Below are 21,414 nucleotides of genomic sequence, written 5' to 3' on the forward strand. Positions count from 1 at the left end.
ATGGTGTCGCTGCTGCCTTCGCGGGTGTCGGCGCCGGAGACCCCGGCACCGGCGCCCCGCCGCCGCTCGATCGCCCGGAGCAGGCGCCGGCTGGGCATCGCCTACGCCACGCCGATGGCCGTGCTGGTCGCCGTCTTCTTCGTCATCCCGCTCGGGCTGATGCTGTGGATGTCGGTCAACCATTGGCCACTGGTCGGCGTCTCGGCACCCAACGGGGTCGAGAACTACGACGCGCTCGGCGACCCGCTGTTCCTGCGCGCGGTCTGGTTCACCGTGAAGTACACGCTGGTCACGACCGTCGTGCTCGGCGTCGTCGCCTTCGGGCTGGCGCTGCTCGTCCAGCACGACCGGCCCGGCACCGGCGTGGTCCGCACGGTGTTCTTCCTGCCCAGCGCGGTCGGGCTCGCGTCGACCAGCCTGCTGTTCTACGGGCTGTTCAACACGGACTCTTCCGCGCTCAACCACCTGGTGGACTTCCTCGGCTTCGGCCGCGTGGACTGGCTCGGCTCGGGTGGCGGCGCGCTCGGCTCGACGGTCGGGATGATCACCTGGCGGTTCGCCGGGTTCTACATGCTCATCCTGCTGACCGGCCTGCAGAGCATCGACCCGGCGCTCTACGAGGCCGCGCGCATCGACGGCGCGACCCGGTGGCAGATCCTCTGGCGGGTGACGCTGCCGCTGCTGCGCCCGACGCTCGCCCTCGCGGCGGTGTTGTCGCTGACCGGCTCGCTGCTGGCGTTCGACCAGTTCTTCATCCTCACCGGCGGCCGGCACGACACCGCCACGGTCGTCATCGACATCTACCGCGAGGCGTTCCTCTCGCAGGACCTGGGCCGGGCCGCCGCGATCTCGGTCGCGACGCTCGCCGTGCTCATCGTCCTCAACGTCGCCCAGCTGCGGTTGATCCGCCGGGAGGGCCGGTGATCCGCGGCGCGGGCCGGTACGTCACGAGCGCGGCGCTGGCCGTGTTGTTCCTGCTGCCGCTGCTCTGGACGCTCTACTCGTCGCTCACCGGGCGCGAGGCCGGCGACTCCGGGACCGACAACTACCGGCGGCTCGCCGAGTACGGCACCGGCCTCGGCACCTACCTGCTCAACACGACCGTCGTCGCGCTGGTCGCGGTGAGCGTCACCGTGGTGACGACCACGCTCGGCGGCTACGCCATGGCCCGGCTCGCCTTCCCCGGCCGCAACCTGCTGTTCCTGGTCACGCTGGCCATCCTGATGGTGCCCTACACGACGATCCTGGTGCCGCTCTACATCCTGCTCGGCTGGCTCGGCCTGCAGAACTCGCTGATCGGGCTGGGGCTGGTGATGGCCGTGCTCCAGCTGCCGTTCGGCCTGTTCATGATGCGCAACTCCTTCGAGGCGCTGCCGATCGAGCTCGAGGAAGCGGCGCTGATCGACGGCTGCTCCGTCGGCGGTGCGCTGCGCCGGGTCCTGCTGCGCGGGGTGCTCCCCGGCGTCGTCACCATCGCGCTGTTCTCGTTCCTGGCGGCGTGGAACGAGTTCGTCGCGCCGCTGATCTTCCTCACCGACGGCGAGAAGTTCACGCTGCCGGTAGCCCTGTTCAACCTGCAGTCCGGCAGCCTCGGCTCGGTCGACTTCGGGGCCCTGCAAGCGGGAGTGGTGGTCTCCGCCCTGCCGTGCGTGGCGGTCTTCCTCGTCCTGCAGCGGTACTACGTCCGCGGCTTCACCTCGGGAGCCCTCAAGGGCTGACACAGGAGCACTCGATGACCGAACGCATCCTCGGCCCCGCCCACCCCACGTCCGCCGCGACGGCCATCCTGCGGCCGCTGTTCCTCGGCGCCGTCACCTTCACGCCGGACAGCCTGCTCGGCGGCTGGCAGGACCGCAACGCCACCCGGACCCTGCCGCACTGCGTCGACCAGCTCGACGCCGCGGGCGCCCTGGACAACCTCCGGCGCGTCACCGGCGAGGTCGAGGCCGCGCGCCGGAACATGTGGTTCGCCGACTCCGACGTCTACAAGACCCTCGAAGCGGCCGCCTGGCAGCTCGGCCGGACGCCGGACGACGCCGAGCTGCGCGCGTTCCTGGACACCACCGCCGCGCTGGTGGCGAAGGCGCAGGGGGAGGACGGCTACCTGAACTCGTACTTCGCCGTCGACAAGCCCGAGCTGCGGTGGCGGGAGCTGCACTGGAGCCACGAGCTGTACTGTGCTGGTCATCTCATCCAGGCCGCCGTCGCCGCCGCGCGGGCCGGGGTGGGCGCCCAGCTCGTCACCGTGGCCCGCCGGTTCGCGGACCTGATCGTGGAGCGGTTTTCCACCGTCGACGACGTCGACGGGCACCCGGAGATCGAGACGGCGCTGGCCGAGCTGTACCGGGTGACCGGGCACCGGCCGTACCTGGAGCTGGCGCGGCGGTTCCTCGACCTGCGCGGCCGCGGCCTGATCGACGGCGAGCGGTTCGGCCCGCGGTACCTGCAGGACCACGTCCCGGTGCGGGACGCGGACGAGGTCGCCGGGCACGTCGTGCGCCAGCTCTACCTGCTCGCCGGCGTCGTGGACGTCGCCGTCGAGACCCGCGACGAACAGCTCTTGGACGCGGCCCGCCGCGTCTGGGCCGACGCGTTCGGCACGAAGACCTACCTCACCGGCGCGCAGGGCTCACGCCACCGCGACGAGGCGTTCGGCGACCCGCACGAACTGCCGCCCGACCGCGCGTACGGCGAAACGTGCGCCGCGATCGCGAGCTTCCAGGCGAACTGGCGGCTGCTGCTGGCCACCGGCGAGCGCAAGTACGCCGACGAGATGGAACGCGCGCTGTACAACGTGATCGCCGGCTCGACCGCGCTCGACGGCACGCACTTCTTCTACTCCAACCCGCTGCACCTGCGCACGGGTCACGACGGTTCGCACGAGGACGCGCCGTCCCAGCGGCTGCCGTGGTACTCCTGCGCCTGCTGCCCGCCCAACTTCGCCCGGCTGGTCGCGTCGCTGTCCGGGTACGTGGCGACCACCGACCAGGGCGGCCTGCAGGTGCACCTGTACACCGCCGGGACGCTGCGGACCACTGTGGACGGTGCCGACGTCCACCTCGTCACCCGCACCGAATACCCGTGGGACGGCCGGATCGAGCTGACCGTGACGACGGACGCCGCGCTGGTGCTGGCCCTGCGCATCCCGGGCTGGGCCTCCGGCGCACTGGTCGACGGTGAGCCCGCCGACGTCCGCGACGGCTACGCCGAGGTGCGCCGCGACTGGTCGGCCGGCGTCACGGTGACGCTGGACCTGCCGATGCCCGCCCGCATCGTCCGGCCGCACCCGCGGATCGACGCCGTGCGCGGCTGTGTCGCCGTGACGCGCGGGCCGCTCGTGTACTGCCTGGAGCAGGCCGATTTGCCCGAGGGCGTCACGCTGGAAGACGTCCGGATCGACCCGGCCGCACGGTTCGCCGAGGGACGGCTGCCGGACGTGCCGGTGACCCTCACCGCGCGGGGCTCCGTCGAGCCGCCCGCGTCGGACGAGCTGTACGGCGCCGGTGCCCGTGCTCCCGGCGAACCGGTCGAGCTGACCGCGATCCCGTATTTCCTCTGGGGCAACCGGACTCCCGGCCCGATGCGGGTCTGGATCCCGGTCGCCACCACCGAGTGACCCCGTCCCCGTCAGGATCGAGGAACCGATGTCACGACGTACTCTCGCGCTCGCTGCCGCCGTTCTCACCGCCGTCACGGTGGTGACTCCGGCCCAAGCCGCCGGGCACACCCTGGTGGTGAACGCCGCGGCGCCGTTCCGGCCCGTCACGCACGCCGCCGCGGGCGGCCTCTACGCACTGGCCGAGAACAGCCGCCCGGCGGACTCGACGCTGCTGCCGCTCAAGCTGAACACCCTCACCCAGCCGCCGCCGGACGTCGGGCAGAAGCCGAACGGCCAGCCGGCCGGCGGGGACGCGCTGAAGGTGGCGCCACAGGCCGACCGCGCCGGTGCCGCGCAGGTGATCCGGATGCCGGACATCTACCCGGACTTCCCCTACAAGTGGGTGAGCTGGGACGACTGGCTGGCCAAAGTGGACACCATGGTTTCGAAGCGGCTCGCGGCCACTTCGGTGAGCAACGTGGCCGCGTGGGAGATCTGGAACGAGCCCGACTGGACCTGGAACACCGCGGCGGCGGGCGACTTCACCGCCGGGTGGACGCGGACGGTGCAGCGGATCCGGACCCGCGACACGCTCACGCCGGTCGCCGGCCCGGGGTATTCGGGCTGGGACGCCACCCGGATGCGGGCGTTCCTGACGAACGCGAAGAACACGAACACGGTGCCGGACCTGGTGGTCTGGCACGAGCTGAACCACAGCAGCGCGGCGATCGCGGCCGACGTCGCGGCGTACCGGTCGCTGGAGTCGTCGCTCGGCATCAGCCCGCGGCAGATCTTCATCAACGAGTACGCGTGGACCGACGAGGTCGACGTCCCCGGGCGGGTGGCGAACTACGTCGCCAAGCTGGAACGCGCCGGGGTGGCGGGCGCCGACCGGGCGTTCTGGTACGAGTACGGGACGGTGAACGGCCTGGTCGTGAACACCACCCAGCCGACCGGGACGTGGTGGCTCTACAAGTGGTACGGCGACATGGCCGGCTCGATGGTGAGCACGACCCCGCCCGCGCAGACCGGCCTGGACGGGTTCGCGTCCTACGACTCCGCGCGCAAGCGGGTCGACGTCGTCTTCGGTGACGAGTCGGGCACCAACTCGGTGCGGGTGACCGGGCTCAGCGGCACCGTCCGCGTCACCCTGGAGTCGACACCGTCGTCGGGACGGTTCACGGCGGTGCCCGCGCCGACCGCGATCTCGACGTCGACCTACACCGTCGCGAACGGGCAGATCACCGTGCCGGTGCCGAACATGTCCGCGACGAGCGCGTACCACCTGGTCGTCGAGCCGACCAGTGGTGTGCCCGCGTACCAGCAGCGGTACGAGGCCGAGAACGCGTCGGTGTTCCGCGCGCAGCGGCTGTCGAGCGGGAGCGCGTCCAACGGCGGTTACGTCGGCCGCATCGACAACTCCGGTGACCCACGCAGCGACAGCTACGTCGACTTCGTGGTGAACGTCCCGACCGCCCGCGCCTACACGATGACGATCGGCTACGCGAACGGCACCGGGACGACCTCGACCCAGGGGCTGGCGTACAACGGCGGCGGCTGGTCGGCGGTGAGCTACCCGCCGACCGCCGGCTGGGGGCAGTTCGGGACGGTTTCGACGTCCGTGAGCCTGCACGCGGGCTACAACGTGATCCGGCTGGCCAAGGGCGCACCGTTCTTCGCCGGCGGCACCGGGTACGCCGAGCTCGACTACCTCCAGCTCACCTGAGGCCTCACCTCGGGGGTCGCCCGCGCTCAGCAACAGGAACGGCCGGTCGAGTCCCTCGTCGGCGACGCGGCCGAAGTCACGGGCGGACTGGGAGCAGGCCATGCTGCCGTCGAGGTCGGCGCCGTCGGACGCGACCTTCGCTGCGCCGTCGGGATGATCACCGATTTCGTCCCGGACAGGGTCAGCCGAGCCAGGGTGCGGTGGGCAGGGCGGGCACCCGGCGGCCGCGGTGGCCGGTCATCTCCCGGTTCGCCACCAGCGCGTTGAGCACCGCTTCCTCGACTACCTGTACCACCGCTTCGAAGAACGGGTCGATCCGGCCCCACGGCACGAACCGGAGGCTTTCGTACTCGGCCTCCGCCGTGCGCGGGAACGTGCTGGTCAGCGCGCCCGGGTTGGCCGTGCTGAAGGCGAGGAAGAGGTCGCCGGAGAAGTGCGAGCCCGTCGTGCCCGTGCGGGCCAGCCCGAGCGGGACGCGCCGCGCGAGCGCCGTGCACTGGCCCGGCAGCAAGGGCGCGTCCGTCCCCACCACGACGATCACCGAACCCGCGCCGGCCGGGGCCGCCCACTCTTCCATCGGGTTGTCGGCCGACAGTCGCGTACCCATCGCCGCACCGGCGACGGTGAGTTCGCGGCGGCTGCCGAAGTTGGCCTGCACCAGCGCACCCACCGTGTACTCGTCCGCGCCGTGGGCGACGATCCGGGACGCCGTGCCGGTGCCGCCCTTGAAGCCGTAGCAGGTCATCCCGGTGCCGCCGCCGACCGAGCCCTCCTCGACCGCACCCGGGCGGGCCGCGTTGATCGCCGCGACCGCGTGTCCACTGTGGACGGTCGGGGCGTTGATGTCGTTGAGGTAGCCGTCCCACGTCTCGGCGACCACCGGGAGCAGCCACTCAGCCGCGCCGTCGGGGTGTTCACGCACCACCCAGTCGATCACGCCGCGGTGGCACGCGCCGACGGCGTGGGTGTTGGTGATCAGCACCGGCAGGGTGAGCGAACCGGTCTCGGCGAGCCACGCGGTGCCGGTCATCTCGCCGTTGCCGTTGAGCGAGGACGTGCCCGCGGCGCACGGCACGGCGAACCCGTCGCGGCCGCGGGGGAGGACCGCGGTGACGCCGGTGCGCACCGAGTCGCCCTCGACCAGCGTCGTGTAGCCGACTTCGACGCCGGGGACGTCGGTGAGCGCGTTGTGCGTGCCCGGCCGGCCGGGCAGCGTGATGCCCAGGTCGCGGGCACGGGTCATGACGGTTCCTCCAGGGCGCAGGCGGTGCGGGCGTAGGACAGGAGCATCGCTTCGGCGGTGGCTCGCTCCAGCGTCGGCACGGCCTGCGTGAGGTGCAGGCCGTAGCCGTCTTCGAGGGCGACGAGGTTGCGCGCGATCGCCACCGCGGCGTCGGTCAGGGTGAATTCGCCGGTCGCGGCGCCGGCCTCGAGGATGCCGGTGTAGATCTGCACCTGCCGCTCGTAGAGCGCGACGTGCCGGGCGGCGTACGCCGGGTCGCGGCGGGCGATCGTGCCGAGTTCGTAGAGCAGCACGCACAGTTCGTCGTCCGGGCCGGTCGGCAGGCCACCGCGGATCGTCGCGAGCAGGCGTTCGCTCGGGGTGCCGGGTGCGGAGGCCTGTTCGCGCTGGGTGCAGAACCGTTCGACGGCCTCGTGCTGCACCTCCTGCAGCAGGTCGGCCAGGGTGGGGAAGTAGTAGAGCACCGAGCCGGACGACAGGCCGGCGCCGTCGGCGATGTCGCGCAGCCGCAGGTTGAGGACTCCGCGTTCGACGACGGCGCGCCGCGCCACCGCGATCAGCTCGGCCCGCCGCTCGGGAGCCCTGCTCGGTCGTGCCATGCGGGTCATTCTTCGAAGGATCTTCGAAAGAAGCAAGACCTTGACTAGCTGGTCGTGAGCGCCTTTGATCCGTGGTCACCTGGTTTATCGAAGGAGCTTCAAAGAACTGGAGGCCCGGTCGTGACCACCCCTGCGCTTCGCCGAGGGCTGCGCACCCTCGGCACCCTGCTCATCACGCTCTCGGCGATCAGCCCCGCGTCCTCGGTGTTCATCATCGCGCCGGGGGTGCTGACCGGCGCCGGCACCGGCGCGTTCCTGAGCTTCGCGGCCGCGGCCGTCGTCGGCGTGTTCATGGCGTTCGTCTACGCGGAGCTCGCGTCGGCGTTCCCGCTGGCCGGCGGCGAGTACGCGATCGTCGCGCGCACGCTCGGCCGGCTGCCGGGGTTCGCCGTGCTGGGCCTGATGATCATCACGCAGGTGCTGATCGTCGCGGTGATCGCGCTCGGTGTCGGCACCTACCTGGGTGTGCTGTGGCCCGGCCTGCCCGGTCCGGCGGTCGCCGCCGCGACGTGCGTGCTGGCCGCCGTCGTCGGCGTGTTCGACATCAAGCTGAACGCGTGGGTCACCGGGATCTTCCTGGCCATCGAAATCCTCGCGCTGGTCGTGGTCAGTGCGCTCGGCCTGCTGCACCCGGCGCGGGCGTTCACCGACCTGCTCGCCCACCCGGTGGCGGCCGACGGGAGCCCGGCGACCGTCGGCGCCATCGCGATCGCGACGGCCGTGGCGATGTTCGCCTACAACGGTTACGGCTCGGCGGTCTACTTCGGCGAGGAGACCCAGGACGCCTCGCGCGGCATCGCCCGCGCGATCCTGCTGGCGCTCGGCATCACGGTGGTCGCCGAGCTCGTCCCGGTGACGGCGGTGCTGCTGGGCGCGCCGGACCTCGGCCGGCTGTTCGGCGCGGAGAACATGGTGTCGGAGTTCATTTCCGCACGCGGCGGCGGCACGCTCGACACGGTGCTCAGCCTGGCGGTCGCGCTGGCGATCGTGAACGCGGTGCTGGCGATCGTCCTGATCAGTTCCCGGCTGGTGTTCAGCAGCGGCCGCGACCGAGCTTGGCCGGGCGCGATCAACCGCGCGGTGGCGGCGGTCCACCCCCGCTTCGGGACGCCGTGGGTGGCAACGGTCGCGACGGGAGTGGTGGCGGCGCTGCTGTGTTTCGCCGACCCGAAGCTGCTGCTGGTGGTGACGAGCACGTCGATCGTGGCGGTGTACGCGGCCCTGTGCCTGGGAGCGCTCAACGGCCGCCGCACGGGATCGACGGCGCACGCGCAGTACCGGATGCCGTGGTTCCCGGTGGCGCCGGTGCTGGCGTTGGCGGTGCTGGTGTTCGTGGTGTACCAGAACGTATTGGACCCGGCGGTGGGCCGGCCGAGCCTGATCGTCACGGCGGCGATCGTGCTTCTGGCGGCGGGGTATTACGGGGTGGTGCTGCGTCGCCGGGGCGGGTGGCAGCTGGCCGAAGACGTGCCGGAGCGCGCCGGTGACCAGGGGGCCACCGGCGCGCGGACCGATCAGAAGCCGTAGATCGTTTCGAAGACCTGCTGCTGGTTCGTCGCCGCGAGACCGTTGGCCCACAGCGAGTTCACCCGGCTGCGCTCGGCCGAGTTCGGCACCGCGTTGGTGCAGGACGGGCCGGGGCCGCCGCCCGACATCAGTTCCGAGCACGGGCCCGAGTAGTGGTCGGGCAGCCCGAGGGCGTGCCCGGTCTCGTGCGCCGCGATGCGGGTCGGGTTGTACTGGCGGGCCTGGGTGTAGTCGATGAAGATGGTGCCGCTGCCGTGCCCGTTGGTCGAGGCGTAGGAGCCCCGCGGGTCGTTGCCCTCGGTGTAGCGCAGGCTGGCGCCGGAGTTGCGCTCGACCAGTCTGACGTTGGTCACGCTGCGGTTCCAGTTGGCGGCACCGGCGTTGATCACCGAGCGGAACGACGGTGCGCTGGCCGTGCTGTAGTAAACGGTCGTGACGGCGGCTTCCTGCTGGGTGCCTGCCGGAGCGGCGGACGCGGTGCCCGCGGCGATCGGCGTCACGGCCAGGGCCAGCGCGACAGCGCCGGCCAGGGCGAACTTCCTCGACATCGGAAGACTCCTCGTGGGGGACGGGGATTTGCCGGATTTGCGCGCGCTGTCGAAAATTTACCGGTTGTTTCCCATTCCCGGAGCCGACTTCCGTAGGGCGGTGCGAGTGGTGATTTACCAGTACTGACTGCGGGTTGACAAACGCCGGACGGCGAGGTCTCAGGCGTTCAGCGTCAGCTCGATGAGCTGCTGCTCCAGCTTGCGTGCGGCCGTCACTTCGAGGCCGACGCCCCACAACGGCGCCGTGCTCGCGCCGTCGGCCGCCGCGATGACCAGGGTGACCACGTGGTCGGGGAGGCCGTCCTCGCTCAGTTCCTCGTTCCACCGCTCGGCGTCCGCGCGGGCGAGCTCCGCTATCTCGGGGATCGAGATCAGCTGGGCGACCAGGGCGATGTTCTCGCGGATGGCGATCTCGTCGTAGGACGTGTCCAGCGACGCGCGGACGTACGCGCGGGTCAGCCGTCCCGGCGCCGTGTCCGCGGGGTCCAGCGCCGCCTGCACCTCGGCGCGGTAGGTGTCCAGGATGTCCTGCGCGAGCGCGCGCACCAGGGCGTCCTTGGCCGGGAAGTGGTACAGCAGCCCGCCTTTGGACACCCCGGCCGCCTTGGCGATGTCGTCGAGGGACGCCGAGATCCCGCGGGTGCGGATCACCGACCCGGCGGCGTCGAGCAGCGCCCGGCGCGTTTCTTCCGGGCTGCGCCCGGCTTTGCGAGGCATGCTCAGTCCTTTCCGGACGGAATGGTGCGCCAGGCGATCACGGCCGCGATCGCGGTGATGACGGCGGCCGCGACGGACGTTACCTGCATCGCGCCGGTGAACGCCTCGCGGGCGGCCTGCGCCGGCCCGGACGCCGGATCGAGCACGGCCACCGCGCCGGCGAGGGAGTCCTGCGCCGCGCTGGGGGCGTCTGCCGGCAGGAACGCGCGGTAGACCACGGTGACCAGCGAGCCGAGGAGCGCGATGCCGAGCGCGGCACCGAGTTCGTACGCGGTCTCGGAAATCGCCGACGCCGAGCCGGCCTTGTCCCTCGGCACGGCGGACAGCACCGAGTCCACGGTCAGGGTCAGCGCCAGGCCGACGCCGAGCCCGACCGGCAGCAGGGCCAGCGCGAGCCAGCCGTAGTGCGACGCTCGTTCCGCCACGGAAACCAGCGCCAGCCCGAGCGCGGCGACGCCGAGGGCCGCCGCGACCGCGCGTCCCCGGCCGAGCCGCGCGACGATCACGCCCACCGCGGCGACGACCACGATCGACGCCAGCGTCGCGGGCATCTCCGCCAGCCCCGCCTCCAGCGGGCCGAAGCCGCGGACCAGTTGCAGGTACTGGGAAAAGAAGAACAGCAACCCGGTCAGCGCGAAGACCGACACGAAGTCCGCGAGGACGGCGCCGCTGAACGCGGGGTTGCGGAACAGGGCGACGTCGATCAGCGGGTCGGCCACCCGCCGCTGCCGCCGGACGAACGCCGTCCCCGCGGTCAGGCCGATCCCGGCCGCGAGCGCCACCTGACCGTCGAATCCCGAGCCGACGGCGTGCTTCACGGCGTAGACGAGCGGGACGATCGCGGCCATCGAGAGGCCGGCCGAGAGCAGGTCGAAGCGTCCGGGGCGCGGGTTCTTCGACTCGGGCAGCAGCACGGCGCCGGCGATCAGGAAGACGGCGACGATCGGCACGTTGATCAGGAACACCGAGCCCCACCAGAAGTGCTCCAGGAGCGCCCCGCCGACGAGCGGGCCGAGCGCGATGCCGCCGCCGGAGCCCGCCGACCAGATCGCGATGGCGCGGGTGCGCTCGCGGGGGTCGGTGAACAGGCCGCGGATGAGCGAGAGCGTCGACGGCATGATCGTCGCGGCGGCGATCCCGAGCAGCAGCCGGGCGAGGATGAGCACGCCGGCGGTGGGGGAGAAGGCGGCCAGCGCGGAGGCCAGCCCGAACGCGGCGGTGCCGAGCAGCAGGACCTTCTTGCGGCCGAAGCGATCGGCGAGGTTGCCGGCGGTGACCAGCAGGCCGGCCAGCGCGAGGGAGTAGACGTCGCCGATCCAGAGGATCTCGGTGGCCGTCGGCGCGAGCTCCCGGGTCAGCGACGGCACGGCGAGGTAGAGCACGGTCCCGTCGACGGCGAGCAGCAGCACCGCGCCGACGAGCACGCCGAGGGCCGCCCAGCGGCGCCGGTGGCTCAACGGCTCGGTGGCGGGGGTCAGGGTCGTCGTCATGACTCTTACTATACCGTCTGGACGGTACAGTAACGCGGCGAGACAGGTCACAGTCCTCGGGTTGGGGTGTGGCTCAGCCGGACTGGGTGCGCTCGCCGCCGGCGAGCTCTTCGGCCAGGATCAGGTTGACGTGCACGGCGGCGTGCCCCAGGACCCGCCTGGTGGCGGCGAGCGCGGTGAGGGCGACGAGCACGCTGGTCCCGACGAGCAGGCCGCCGACGGTGTCCCCGGGAACCACGGCGGCGACCGAGGCGGCCACGAGAACGGGCGGCCACCAGCGGGCGGGGAGGGCGTGCCGCGGACGCCGGACCCCGGCTCGCGTGCGCTGGCGATGCAGGGCCATGGTCGCCTCCGATCCGCCGGCGGGTGGTCCTGCATCATGCACTGACCGGCTCGTCCGGGTTACCGGGTATTCGCGTTCCGTACACGATCGCCCGAAATCTCCGTCGAACGGCCCAATCGTGTGTGCGGTGGGTGTCCGGGGCCGACGTGGACATCACCACATCGGGGCTCGATCTCCGTTCGGTCAAGTGTTAGCCCGACGTGCTTAGGATGGAGGGGAGGAGGTGGACATGACGTCGGAGGAGCTGATGATCGAGTTCGCCTTGACGCGCTTGGACCACCCGGACCTGGACCTGGAGGACCTGGCGGCGCTCGTGGTGCGGCGGGGTGGGCCGGAGCGGGTGCTGGAGTTCGCTTCGGAGAACTTGGCGGAGCGGGGGGAGCTGCGGGCAGCGCCGTTCCCGGCGGCGGTCGAGCACGTGCTGCGGGTGGTGCTCACGCTGCGCGGTCCCTCGGACTAGCGGCACTGCTTTGCCAGGCCGGTGCGGTCGCCGGTGGCTCTCGTGGGACGGGCGGGTCGCGGCTTGTGTCGGCTGATCAGTAGGTCACCGGCCGGAGTGACCGGTCGTTCTCCCCGTGGAGTGACCGATCGTTCTTCCGGCCTGCAGCGGCTTCCGGCAGTGCGACAGCGGGTGACCGGTCGTTCTCGCTAACCGTCGCCGGCCGCGCGGCGTAACCCACGCCGGTCGAACACCAGCTCCCTCGCCGTCCCCAGGGCCGTCGCGATGGCGCCCGCCAGGACCGCGTCCTCGCCCAGCTGCCCCGCCACGATCTCCGGGACCACCGGCACCGTCGCGGCCAACGCCTCCCGCATCGGCGCCGCCAGCAAGTCCGCGTTGCCCCCGATCCCGCCACCGAGCACGATCAACCGCGGATCCAGCACCGCAGTGACCGCCGCGACCACATAAGCCAGCTTCTCGGCTTCCTCCGCAACCACCCGCAGCGCCAACGGATCACCACCCCGGGCCAACCGGAACACGTCCTTCGCCGACCGCGCCGCCACTCCCAGCGCACGGGCCGCCGAAACCACCGCCTGCCCCGCGGCCGCCGTCTCCATCGGGCCCGGCCGTCGTGCGCCCGCCGCCGTCGGGAGCGGACCGAACGGCAAGTCCGCGATCTCGCCCGCCGCGCCGTGCGCTCCGCGGAACACGCGACCGTCCACCAGCAGCCCCATGCCGATCCCCGTGCCGACCGTCAGGCACACCAGCACGTCCACCCCCAGCGCCGCCCCGAGGGCGTGCTCGCCCACCGCGCACAGGTTCGCGTCGTTCTCCACCACGACGTCCGAACCCGCGCCGGCCAGCGCCGCGACGAGCTCGTGCAGCAGCCCGCGCCGCTCCCAGCCCGGGAGGTTCGGCGCGCGGTGGACCGTCCCGGTCGCCGGGTCGGGGACGCCCGGGGTGCCGACCACCGTCGAGACGACGTCGTCCGGCGCCAGGCCGGCCGACACCACCGCCCGTTCGACGGATTCGCCTACCGTGCGCACCAAAGCGCTCGCCGAGCGGCACCGGTTGGGCTCGTCGAGCCGTGCGACGATGCTGCCTTCCAGGTCGGCCACGGCGATCCGGATCGCCCGCCGTCCGATGTCGACGCCGACGACGTGGCCCGCGTCCGGCGCCGCCCGGTAGACGACCGCCGCGCGGCCCGGGCCGGCCATGCTGCGGCCAGTGGTCCGGACCAGTCCGTGCTGCTCGAGATCGAGGAGCGCCTGTCCCACCGTGGGTTTCGACAGGCCCGTCGCCGCCGCGATCTGCGGTCGCGTCGCCTCGCCCCGTCCGCGCAGCCGCTCCAGCACCAGGCGCTGGTTCAGCGCCCGCATGCTCGCCGGGGTTCCCACCTGCGGCCCGATTCGCCCCACGACGTCCCCATCTCCGATCCGCGTTGCGGCAAGTTTATCGACGGAACTCTTCCGGCTCCGCACGTTCTATGTTAAGAAACTTTACTAACTACTAGACGGAGGCACGTCGTGAGTTCACCCACTCGCCCAGGGGAGCCGCAACCCGCCCTTGAGCGCAAGATCGGCCCGGTGCAGGCCACCGCGATCAACATGACCCAGATGTGCGGTATCGGCCCGTTCGTCACGATTCCCGCCATGGTCGCCACGATGGGCGGCCCGCAGGCGATGTTCGGCTGGATCATCGGGGCGATCGTCGCGCTGGCCGACGGGCTCATCTGGGCCGAGCTCGGCGCCGCGATGCCGGGCGCCGGCGGCACCTACCTGTACCTGCGCGAGGCGTTCCAGTACCGCACCGGACGGCTGATGCCGTTCCTGTTCGTCTGGAGCGCGGTGCTGTTCATCCCGCTGATCATGTCCACCGGCATCATCGGCCTCGTCCAGTACCTCGGCTACCTGATCCCCGGCGTCACCGACGACGCGGGCACGACCCCACTGGGCAAGATCATCGGCGTCGGCATCACGCTCGTCATCGTGGCCGCGCTGTTCCGCAAGATCGGCCAGATCGGCAAGCTCACGACCGTGCTGTTCGTGGTCATGCTGATCGCGGTGCTCACCACGATCGTCGCGGCGTTCTCGCACTTCAGCGGCGCGCAGGCGTTCGCCTTCACCCCGGGTGCGTTCAGCTCGGCCGGCACCGGCACGTTCTGGGGCGGCCTCGGCGCCGGCCTGATCATCGCGATCTACGACTACCTCGGCTACAACACGACGGCCTACCTCGGCGGCGAGGTCCGCAACCCCGGCCGCACGATCCCGCGGTCGATCCTCTTCTCGATCGTCGGCATCATGAGCCTCTACTTCCTGCTGCAGGTCGGCGTGCTCGGCTCGGTTCCCCTGGAGGAGCTGAAGACCGCCACCTCGGTCGCCTCCACCGTGCTGGAGCAGGCGTGGGGCACCGTGACGGCGAAGATCGTCACCGTCTTCATCGTCGTCGCGGCGATCGGCTCGGTGTTCGCCGGCCTGCTCGGCGGCTCGCGCGTGCCGTTCGAAGCCGCGCGGGACAAGGTGTTCCTGTCGATGTTCGGCAAGCTGCACCCGAAGCTGAACCTGCCGACCGCCGGCGTGCTCACCATGGGCGCGATCACCATCATCGGCTCGCTGTTCACGCTGACCGACGTCATCAACGCGGCCGTCGCCACCCTGGTCATCATCCAGTCGCTGGCCCAGGTCGCGGCGATCTGGACGCTGCGCCGCCGCCAGCCGGAGCTGAAGCGGCCCTACCGGCAGTGGCTCTACCCCGTGCCGACGCTGCTCGCGCTGGTCGGCTGGGTCTACATCTACGTCTCCGCGACGCCGCTCTCGATCGGGCTGTCGCTGGGCTGGATCGCCGTCGGCGCGATCGCGTACCTGGTCTACGCCAAGGCCGAGAACACCTGGCCGTTCGGACCCAAGGAGATCAAGGAGGCCTTCGCCTCCACCGAGACCGAAGGGGCTCAGGCATGACGAAGAAGCTCGCGGCGCTGGCCGCGCTGCTCCTGGTGCCGGGGGTGCTGAGCGTGGCCGCGCCGGCGTCGGCGCAGGAGACCCAGACGGCCACGCGGCCGCACGGCCTGAGCACGATCGGCGCGCAGGGCTGGCAGGTGCTCACGACGGCCAGCGTCAAGGACGGCGGCGAGAAGGTTTCGACGCCCGGGTACGCCACCCGCGGCTGGCTGCCGGTCAAGCCGGACGACGCGGGCGCGCCGGGCACCGAGATCAACGCGCTGGTGCAGAACGGCAAGTGCCCCGACGTCTTCTACTCCGACAACATGCGCAAGTGCTTCGGGTACGTCGACAAGCTCGGCCCCGTCGTCACCAAGCCGTTCTCCGACCCGTGGTGGTACCGCACCGACTTCACCCCGGACTTCAAGGACGGCCAGCACGCGAAGCTGACCATCCCGGGCATCGTCGGCGAGGGCGACGTCTGGGTGAACGGCAAGCTCGTCGCCACGAAGGACATCGTGAGCGGCGCGTTCGCCGGGCACACGTTCGACGTCTCGAAGCTGGTCAAGCCGGGCAAGAACACCCTGGCGATCAAGGTCTACCCCAACAACCCGCTCAAGATGTACACGCTCGACCAGGTCGACTGGGGCCAGATCCCGCCGGACAACGACACCGGCATCCAGTTCCCGCCGACCCTGCAGGTGAGCGACGCGCTCACCGGCGACAACGCGCACGTCGTGCAGGACAACGCCGCCGACCTGTCCAGTTCGAAGCTGACGGTCAAGGTCGACGTCACCAACGACGCGGCGAACCCGCAGACCGGCGACGTCGCCGCGACCATCGCGCCGCCGTCGGGCGCGCCGATCGTCGTCCACCAGCGCGTGACGATCCCGGGGAACACCAAGCAGACGGTGACGTTCGCCCCGGTGAAGATCAGCAAGCCACGGGTCTGGTGGCCGTACTCGATGGGTGACCAGCCGCTGTACACGCTGAGCACCGCGGTCTCGCAGGACGGCGTGCTCTCGACGTCGTCCAAGGGCACCTTCGGCATCCGCACGGTGACCTCGCGCCTGGTCGGGAAGTCCGCGCCGCTGCCCGAGGGCGCACGGCAGTTCACCATCAACGGCAAGGACTTCGTGTTCCGCGGCGGCGGCTTCGCGCCGGATCTCTTCCTGCGCTACGACTCCGCCGACACCGCGCACCAGATCGCGCTGATCAAGAACATGGGTCTCTCCGGCGTCCGGCTCGAGGGCCACGACATGCCGCAGGACTTCTACGACCAGGCCGACCGCGCCGGGCTGCTCGTGATCGGCGGGTTCCTGTGCTGTGACGCCTGGCAGCCGGACACCGCCGAGCAGCTCGGCGAGCGGGACCTGCGGATCATCCACGACTCGTCGGTCAGCATCGCGCAGCGCGAACGCAACCACCCCAGCGTGTTCAACTACGGCTGGAGCGACAACGAGCCGTTCGCCAACCAGGAGAACGTCGTCCTGACCGCGTTCGCGCAGGAGGACTTCCAGGTCCCGGTGATCGCTTCGGCGGAGTACAAGAGCACGCCGACGCTCGGGCAGTCGGGGGAGAAGGAAGGCCCGTACGACTGGGTCCCGCCGTCCTACTGGTACGACACCTCGCACTTCGACGCGGACGACTCCTCGCGGACCAACGCCGGCGGGTCGTGGGGCTTCGCGAGCGAGCAGAGCGCCGGGCACACCGTGCCGACGCTCGACTCGATCAAGCGGTTCCTTTCGCCGGCCGAGCAGGCGAAGCTGTGGCAGGACCCGGCGTACAACCAGTACCACGCCAACTTCGAGCCGGACCACGGCGGCTACGCGTTCGGCACGCTGTACACGCTGGACCAGTCGATCACGCAGCGGTACGGGAAGTGGAACTCACTGAAGTCCTATGTGGACCTCGCGAACATCGCGAACTACGAGAACACGCGCTCGCAGTTCGAGGCGTTCCTGCACCACTCGACCGACAAGGCGAACCCGTCGACCGGCGTCGTCTACTGGCAGCTCAACAAGGGCTGGCCGACGCTGCTGTGGTCGCTCTACAACGACGACGGCGACCAGGCGGGCGCGTTCTTCGGCGCCAAGAAGGCGAACAAGCCGCTGCACGCGATCTACGGCTACGACAACGGTTCCGTGACCCTGGACAACCTCGGGGCGACGACGCAGTCCGGGCTTTCGGTGCAGGCCCGCGTGCTCGACACCGCGGGCAAGGTCCTGGACGACCAGACGGCTTCCGGCCTCTCGCTGGGTTCGCAGGGTGTGAAGACCGGCGTTCTCAAGCCGAAGGTGCCCGCCGAGACGAAGGCGCCGGCACCCGCCCAGGTCTACTTCGTCGAGCTGCAGGTCAAGCAGGGCGGGAAGGTCGTCGACCGGAACGTCTACTGGCTCTCGACGCAGAAGGACGTCGTCGACTGGGGCAAGACGCTCGGTAACCCGCAGGCGACGCTGTCGCAGTACAGCAACCTGCAGGCCCTGCAGAACCTGCCGAAGTCGCAGGTCAGCGCGGTCGCTTCGACGCGCTCGACCGGGGGCGCGAACGTCACCACGGTGACCGTGACCAACACGTCGAAGACGCCGGGGGCGGCGTTCTTCCTGCGGGCCGACGTCCGCCGCGGCACGCCGGACGGGCGTGAGGCGCCGGGGGACAACCAGCTCGCGAACGCGACCTGGGACGACAACGACATCACGCTGTGGCCGGGCCAGTCGCAGACGCTGGCCGTGACCTACCAGGCGTCCGACCTGCGGGGCGCGGTGCCGGTGATCAGCGTCGACGGGTTCAACACCGGCCGGATCGTGGTCAAGGCGGCCGGCGGGTACGGCCACCACGGGGACGCGGCGGTCGCGCCGCAGATCGAGGGGTTCAGGGAGTGAGCGGGAAACGGATTCTCGGGATCGACTTCGGCGGCACGAAGGTGGCGCTGGGGCTCGCCGACCACGACGGGACCTTGCTGGCCACGCGCCGGCTGGACACCGACGCGCAGGCGGGGGCCGAGCAGGTGGTGGTGCGGGCGCTCGCCGGGGCTCGTCGGCTCCTGGCGGACGAGGGCGCGACCCCCTGCGCGATCGGTGTCGTCAGCCCGGGGATCGTGCTGCCGGACCGGATCCTGCTCGCGCCGAACGTCCCGGGCTGGGAGGAGCTGCACCTGGCCGAGCTGGTGGCGGCCGAGTTCCCGGACGTCCCGATTTCGGTGGGGACGGACGCGAAGGCGGCGGCACTGGCGGAATGGCGCTGGGGTGCGCTGGCCGGGGCGGACCCGGCGGTGTTCCTCTCGCTGGGCACCGGCATCGCGGCGGCGGTGCTGGTCGGCGGCCGGTTGCTGACCGGCGCCAACGGAGCTGCGGGCGAGATCGGGTACAACCTGCTCTCGCCGCAGGACACCGAGGGTTTCGCAAGCGGAGCGGCGCCGCTTGAGGAAGCCGTCGGTGGGCGTGGGCTGGGCGGCCGGGCGAGTGATCTGCTCGGCCGCCCGGTCACCGCGGGCGAGCTGTTCGCCCTGGCCAAGGAGAACGTCGAGGCCAAGGAGCTGGTGACGGCGGCGCTCGACGAACTGTCGATGCACGTGGCGAACCTGGCGATCATGCTGGACCCCCAACGCATCGCGGTCGGCGGCGGGCTGGTGCGTTCGGCGGACGTACTGCTCCCGGCGCTCGCGGACCGGCTGGCACACGCGGTGCCGTTCCCGCCGGAGCTGGTGTCGGCCCGCTTCGACCAGGACGCCGCACTGCTGGGCGCGGTGGCGCTGGCGCTGGGGGAGTAGGCCTCCGGGTGGCGTGCCGGTGCCCCGACCCGGTGCGCCACCCGGTTTCACGCCGGGCCTTTCCCGAATGCGAAGCGGCGGCGTGCGAGGGACGCGTCAGCTCGCGGCTTCGGCCGTCGCGAGTTCGGTGCGGCGGAAGGCTTCCGGGGAAAGCTGGAACCACACCAGCACCGCGCTGAGCGCCTGGATCGCCGCGACCACCAGCCAGACGCCCCGGAGGCTCCAGTGCGCCGCGACCAGGCCGCCGGTCAGCGCGCCGAGTGGGGTCAGGCCCCAGGCCAGCGCGCGGTGGCTGGTCAGCACCCGGCCGAGCAGCGGCGCCGGCGTGAAGCGCTGGCGGCTGGACTGCGAGCAGACGTTCCAGACCAGCACCGTCGAGGTCAGGAAGACCAGCACCACGCCGATCAGCGGCGGCCACGGCGGCAGTACGGCCAGCAGCAGCGGCGCCACCGCACCGAGGCTCTGCGCCCACCGCATCGACCACGAATACCCGAGCCGGTCGACGATCTTCTGCACCACGAACGACGACGCCACCCAGCCGATCGCGAGGCACGCGAGCAGCAGGCCGTAGCCGACCGAACCCACGTGCAGGATCTGCGTCGCGTACAGCACGAACATCGAGTTCCCGGCGCTGGCGGCGAACGAGCCCAGCGCGACGTTGATCGTGATCGAGCGCAGCAGCGGCGTCCGGACCAGGTGCGTGAGCCCGGCCGACAGGTCCCGCAGCGGATGGGTGCGCGCGGCCACCACCGACGCCGACGGGATGCGCCGCGTCAGGAGCAGGGCGAGCAACGCGCACGCGGCGGCCAGCCACGCGGGCGCCCCGGCGCTGACGGCGACGAGGAACCCGGTCAGCGGCGGCACCACGAACTGCACGACACCCCGGTCGATCACGGTGAGGCGCGCGTTGGCGTGGGCGAGCCGATCGGGCTCGACGAGCTCGGGCACGAGCGCCCCGCTGGCGCCGTCCCCGAGCACCTGCGCGGAGGTGACGACGAAGGCGACGACCAGCAGGACCGGCAGGCTGAGCAGCCCGGCGGAGGCGACGGCGGCGAGCACGAGCGCGGCCCCGACCTGCACGGCGTAGGCCCAGGCGAGCACGGCGGTCCGCCGCACGCGGTCGATGAGCACCCCGGCGAAGAGGGACAGCAACAGCCACGGCGCCTGCCCGGCGATGTTCACCAGCGAGATCTCGCGCGGATCGGTGGTGATGGAAACGGCGAGCAGCGGAAGCGCGGCGAGCATCAGCCCTTCGGCGGAGGACCCGGACACCGCGACGGCCTGCAGCCGCACCCACCTGTTCGTCACGCGTGAAGCCCCATGATCGGCAGTGTGCCGAAAAGTCGTAAGCAAGCCAAACTATTTTCCGGCTGCTTCGATCACGCTCAGCGACGCACCCGGGTCGACTCGCGGACGACCAGCTCCGGGGTGAACACGACCGCCTGGTGCTCCGCCGTCGTGTCCGCCGTCTCCGTCAGGAGGAGTTCCGCGGCCGTGCGGCCGAGGCGCTGGGCCGGCTGGCGGACCGAGGTCAGCGGGACCGCCGCCGCGCCCGCGAACTCGATGTCGTCGTAGCCCACGATCGCCATCTCCTCCGGGATGCGCACGCCCGCGCCGACCATCGCCTGCAGCACGCCCAGGGCCAGCAGGTCGTTCGCGCAGAACACCGCCGTGGGGCGGGGACTCATGCCCAAGAGGCGGGCACCCGCGTCCCGGCCCGAGGAGACATCGAGGCCGATCGCCTCGAGGACCGTCAGTTCCGCCGCCGACCCTTGCAGTGCGGTGCGGACGCCCTGCTCGCGGTCGCGGCACTGGGCGAGGATCGCGGGACCGTTGACGAACGCGATGTGCCGGTGGCCGGTCTCCAGGAGGTGGCGGGCCGCGAGCGCCCCGCCGGCGATGTCGTCCACCGCGACCGAACTCGCCTCCGACGTCGGCGCCTTGCGGTCGACGAACACGTACGGCGTGCCGCTGCGGCGGAACGCGCGCAGGGCCTCGCCGGACGTCGCGACCGGGCTCAGCAGCACACCGCGGACCCGCTGCTCGGCGAACATCGCGAGGTAGGACGCCTCGAGGTCGGAGCGCTGCCCGCTGTTGCAGGTGATGATGTTGAGGCCCTCGGCGTGCGCGGCCTGCTCGGCGCCGCGGGCGACGTCGACGAAGAACGGGTTGCCGAGGTCGAGCACGAGCAGCCCCATGATCCGGCTGCGGCCGGCCCGCAGCTGCCGCGCCGACTCGTCGCGGACGTAGCCGAGCTCTTCGATCACCGACAGCACCCGGTTCCGGGTGGCCACCGCGACCACGTGCGGCCGGTTGACCACATTGGACACCGTGCCGATCGAGACGCCGGCCCGCTTGGCGACGTCCTTGATGCCGACCAAAGCACCCCCTCGCAGAGAAAGCGTGAGCCTACCACGCGGATGAAACGTTTCAGCCGATGTTGGGGCGGCGAACGGGAGGTGGCCGGAATGGACGGTGG

18 protein-coding genes are annotated in these 21,414 nt (G+C 71.4%); 9 read left to right on the plus strand and 9 right to left on the minus strand.

The annotated features are described in order from the left end of the window. The 4 genes from QSK39_RS31285 to QSK39_RS31300 are packed head-to-tail and all read left to right on the plus strand — an operon-like array spanning position 1 to position 5,324. Positions 1 to 924: a carbohydrate ABC transporter permease gene (locus tag QSK39_RS31285; protein WP_285481443.1), complete on the plus strand. Its 924-nt coding sequence runs from the start codon at positions 1 to 3 to the stop codon at positions 922 to 924. Further along, positions 921 to 1,718: a carbohydrate ABC transporter permease gene (locus QSK39_RS31290; RefSeq protein ID WP_285481444.1), complete on the plus strand. Its 798-nt coding sequence runs from the start codon at positions 921 to 923 to the stop codon at positions 1,716 to 1,718. Before QSK39_RS31285 ends, QSK39_RS31290 begins: the two co-directional genes overlap by 4 nt. Positions 1,719 to 1,732: 14 nt before the next feature. Beyond that, positions 1,733 to 3,616, plus strand: a complete 1,884-nt coding sequence (locus QSK39_RS31295) for a glycoside hydrolase family 127 protein (RefSeq protein ID WP_285481445.1) — start codon at positions 1,733 to 1,735, stop codon at positions 3,614 to 3,616. 28 nt (positions 3,617 to 3,644) lie between these two features. Further along, positions 3,645 to 5,324, plus strand: a complete 1,680-nt coding sequence (locus QSK39_RS31300; protein ID WP_285481446.1) for a carbohydrate-binding protein — start codon at positions 3,645 to 3,647, stop codon at positions 5,322 to 5,324. A 181-nt stretch (positions 5,325 to 5,505) separates the two neighbouring features. Here the strand turns inward: QSK39_RS31300 and QSK39_RS31310 are convergent, their stop codons facing one another. Beyond that, entirely contained in the window at positions 5,506 to 6,567 is a 1,062-nt protein-coding gene (locus tag QSK39_RS31310; RefSeq protein ID WP_285481447.1) for a DmpA family aminopeptidase, read from the minus strand. After that, positions 6,564 to 7,166, minus strand: a complete 603-nt coding sequence (locus tag QSK39_RS31315; protein ID WP_285481448.1) for a TetR/AcrR family transcriptional regulator — start codon at positions 7,164 to 7,166, stop codon at positions 6,564 to 6,566. The genes QSK39_RS31310 and QSK39_RS31315 overlap by 4 nt, the downstream gene beginning before the upstream one ends. A gap of 120 nt (positions 7,167 to 7,286) precedes the next feature. On the opposite strand from QSK39_RS31315, the gene QSK39_RS31320 reads away from it, so the two are divergent. Beyond that, complete coding sequence (locus tag QSK39_RS31320; RefSeq protein WP_285481449.1) at positions 7,287 to 8,693, plus strand: APC family permease; 1,407 nt, start codon at positions 7,287 to 7,289, stop codon at positions 8,691 to 8,693. Here QSK39_RS31320 and QSK39_RS31325 read toward each other — a convergent pair. The 4 genes from QSK39_RS31325 to QSK39_RS31340 form a co-directional block, all read right to left on the minus strand. Beyond that, on the minus strand, positions 8,681 to 9,241 hold the full coding sequence (locus QSK39_RS31325; protein WP_285481450.1) for a snapalysin family zinc-dependent metalloprotease: 561 nt from the start codon (positions 9,239 to 9,241) through the stop codon (positions 8,681 to 8,683). The genes QSK39_RS31320 and QSK39_RS31325 overlap by 13 nt on opposite strands. A 159-nt stretch (positions 9,242 to 9,400) precedes the next feature. Continuing rightward, positions 9,401 to 9,958: a TetR/AcrR family transcriptional regulator gene (locus QSK39_RS31330; RefSeq protein ID WP_285481451.1), complete on the minus strand. Its 558-nt coding sequence runs from the start codon at positions 9,956 to 9,958 to the stop codon at positions 9,401 to 9,403. Between the two features lie 2 nt (positions 9,959 to 9,960). After that, positions 9,961 to 11,448 carry an MFS transporter gene (locus QSK39_RS31335; protein WP_285481452.1) on the minus strand — a complete coding sequence of 496 codons (1,488 nt, stop codon included), beginning with the start codon at positions 11,446 to 11,448 and terminating at the stop codon, positions 9,961 to 9,963. A 73-nt stretch (positions 11,449 to 11,521) separates the two neighbouring features. Beyond that, the gene (locus QSK39_RS31340) at positions 11,522 to 11,791 is read right to left on the minus strand and encodes a hypothetical protein (RefSeq protein WP_285481453.1); all 270 of its coding nucleotides are present in this window, start codon (positions 11,789 to 11,791) and stop codon (positions 11,522 to 11,524) included. A 229-nt stretch (positions 11,792 to 12,020) separates the two neighbouring features. Here QSK39_RS31340 and QSK39_RS31345 point away from each other — a divergent pair, with 229 nt between their 5' ends. Next, a complete protein-coding gene (locus QSK39_RS31345; RefSeq protein ID WP_284745617.1) occupies positions 12,021 to 12,251 on the plus strand; it encodes a hypothetical protein in 231 nt (76 codons plus the stop codon). A gap of 188 nt (positions 12,252 to 12,439) precedes the next feature. Here the strand turns inward: QSK39_RS31345 and QSK39_RS31350 are convergent, their stop codons facing one another. Beyond that, entirely contained in the window at positions 12,440 to 13,609 is a 1,170-nt protein-coding gene (locus tag QSK39_RS31350) for an ROK family transcriptional regulator (protein WP_285481934.1), read from the minus strand. A gap of 147 nt (positions 13,610 to 13,756) precedes the next feature. Between QSK39_RS31350 and QSK39_RS31355 the strand changes: the two genes are divergently transcribed. Genes QSK39_RS31355 through QSK39_RS31365 form a run of 3 tightly spaced genes read left to right on the plus strand, consistent with a single transcriptional unit; the run spans position 13,757 to position 18,935 of the window. Beyond that, positions 13,757 to 15,187 (plus strand): APC family permease, encoded by a 1,431-nt coding sequence (locus QSK39_RS31355; RefSeq protein WP_285481454.1) that lies wholly within the window; start codon positions 13,757 to 13,759, stop codon positions 15,185 to 15,187. Next, complete coding sequence (locus QSK39_RS31360; RefSeq protein ID WP_285481455.1) at positions 15,184 to 18,048, plus strand: glycosyl hydrolase 2 galactose-binding domain-containing protein; 2,865 nt, start codon at positions 15,184 to 15,186, stop codon at positions 18,046 to 18,048. The genes QSK39_RS31355 and QSK39_RS31360 overlap by 4 nt, the downstream gene beginning before the upstream one ends. Further along, positions 18,045 to 18,935: an ROK family protein gene (locus QSK39_RS31365; protein WP_285481456.1), complete on the plus strand. Its 891-nt coding sequence runs from the start codon at positions 18,045 to 18,047 to the stop codon at positions 18,933 to 18,935. Before QSK39_RS31360 ends, QSK39_RS31365 begins: the two co-directional genes overlap by 4 nt. A gap of 96 nt (positions 18,936 to 19,031) precedes the next feature. Here the strand turns inward: QSK39_RS31365 and QSK39_RS31370 are convergent, their stop codons facing one another. Together QSK39_RS31370 and QSK39_RS31375 are read right to left on the minus strand one after the other, a co-directional pair. Beyond that, positions 19,032 to 20,243 (minus strand): MFS transporter, encoded by a 1,212-nt coding sequence (locus QSK39_RS31370; RefSeq protein ID WP_285481457.1) that lies wholly within the window; start codon positions 20,241 to 20,243, stop codon positions 19,032 to 19,034. Between the two features lie 77 nt (positions 20,244 to 20,320). Continuing rightward, on the minus strand, positions 20,321 to 21,316 hold the full coding sequence (locus tag QSK39_RS31375; protein ID WP_285481458.1) for a LacI family DNA-binding transcriptional regulator: 996 nt from the start codon (positions 21,314 to 21,316) through the stop codon (positions 20,321 to 20,323). Positions 21,317 to 21,414: the final 98 nt, after the last annotated feature.

The organism is Amycolatopsis sp. NBRC 101858 (genome assembly GCF_030269325.1).
Lineage (GTDB): Bacteria > Actinomycetota > Actinomycetes > Mycobacteriales > Pseudonocardiaceae > Amycolatopsis > Amycolatopsis ponsaeliensis.

What these genes read in the sequence shown, in the direction of transcription:
- QSK39_RS31285 (WP_285481443.1), top strand. Translation starts at nt 1, where the DNA reads ATGGTGTCGCTGCTGCCTTCGCGGGTGTCGGCGCCGGAGACCCCGGCA.
- QSK39_RS31295 (WP_285481445.1), top strand. Translation starts at nt 1,733, where the DNA reads ATGACCGAACGCATCCTCGGCCCCGCCCACCCCACGTCCGCCGCGACG.
- QSK39_RS31300 (WP_285481446.1), top strand. Translation starts at nt 3,645, where the DNA reads ATGTCACGACGTACTCTCGCGCTCGCTGCCGCCGTTCTCACCGCCGTC.
- QSK39_RS31310 (WP_285481447.1), bottom strand. Translation starts at nt 6,567, where the DNA reads ATGACCCGTGCCCGCGACCTGGGCATCACGCTGCCCGGCCGGCCGGGC.
- QSK39_RS31315 (WP_285481448.1), bottom strand. Translation starts at nt 7,166, where the DNA reads ATGGCACGACCGAGCAGGGCTCCCGAGCGGCGGGCCGAGCTGATCGCG.
- QSK39_RS31325 (WP_285481450.1), bottom strand. Translation starts at nt 9,241, where the DNA reads ATGTCGAGGAAGTTCGCCCTGGCCGGCGCTGTCGCGCTGGCCCTGGCC.
- QSK39_RS31330 (WP_285481451.1), bottom strand. Translation starts at nt 9,958, where the DNA reads ATGCCTCGCAAAGCCGGGCGCAGCCCGGAAGAAACGCGCCGGGCGCTG.
- QSK39_RS31335 (WP_285481452.1), bottom strand. Translation starts at nt 11,448, where the DNA reads ATGACGACGACCCTGACCCCCGCCACCGAGCCGTTGAGCCACCGGCGC.
- QSK39_RS31340 (WP_285481453.1), bottom strand. Translation starts at nt 11,791, where the DNA reads ATGGCCCTGCATCGCCAGCGCACGCGAGCCGGGGTCCGGCGTCCGCGG.
- QSK39_RS31345 (WP_284745617.1), top strand. Translation starts at nt 12,021, where the DNA reads ATGACGTCGGAGGAGCTGATGATCGAGTTCGCCTTGACGCGCTTGGAC.
- QSK39_RS31350 (WP_285481934.1), bottom strand. Translation starts at nt 13,609, where the DNA reads ATGCGGGCGCTGAACCAGCGCCTGGTGCTGGAGCGGCTGCGCGGACGG.
- QSK39_RS31360 (WP_285481455.1), top strand. Translation starts at nt 15,184, where the DNA reads ATGACGAAGAAGCTCGCGGCGCTGGCCGCGCTGCTCCTGGTGCCGGGG.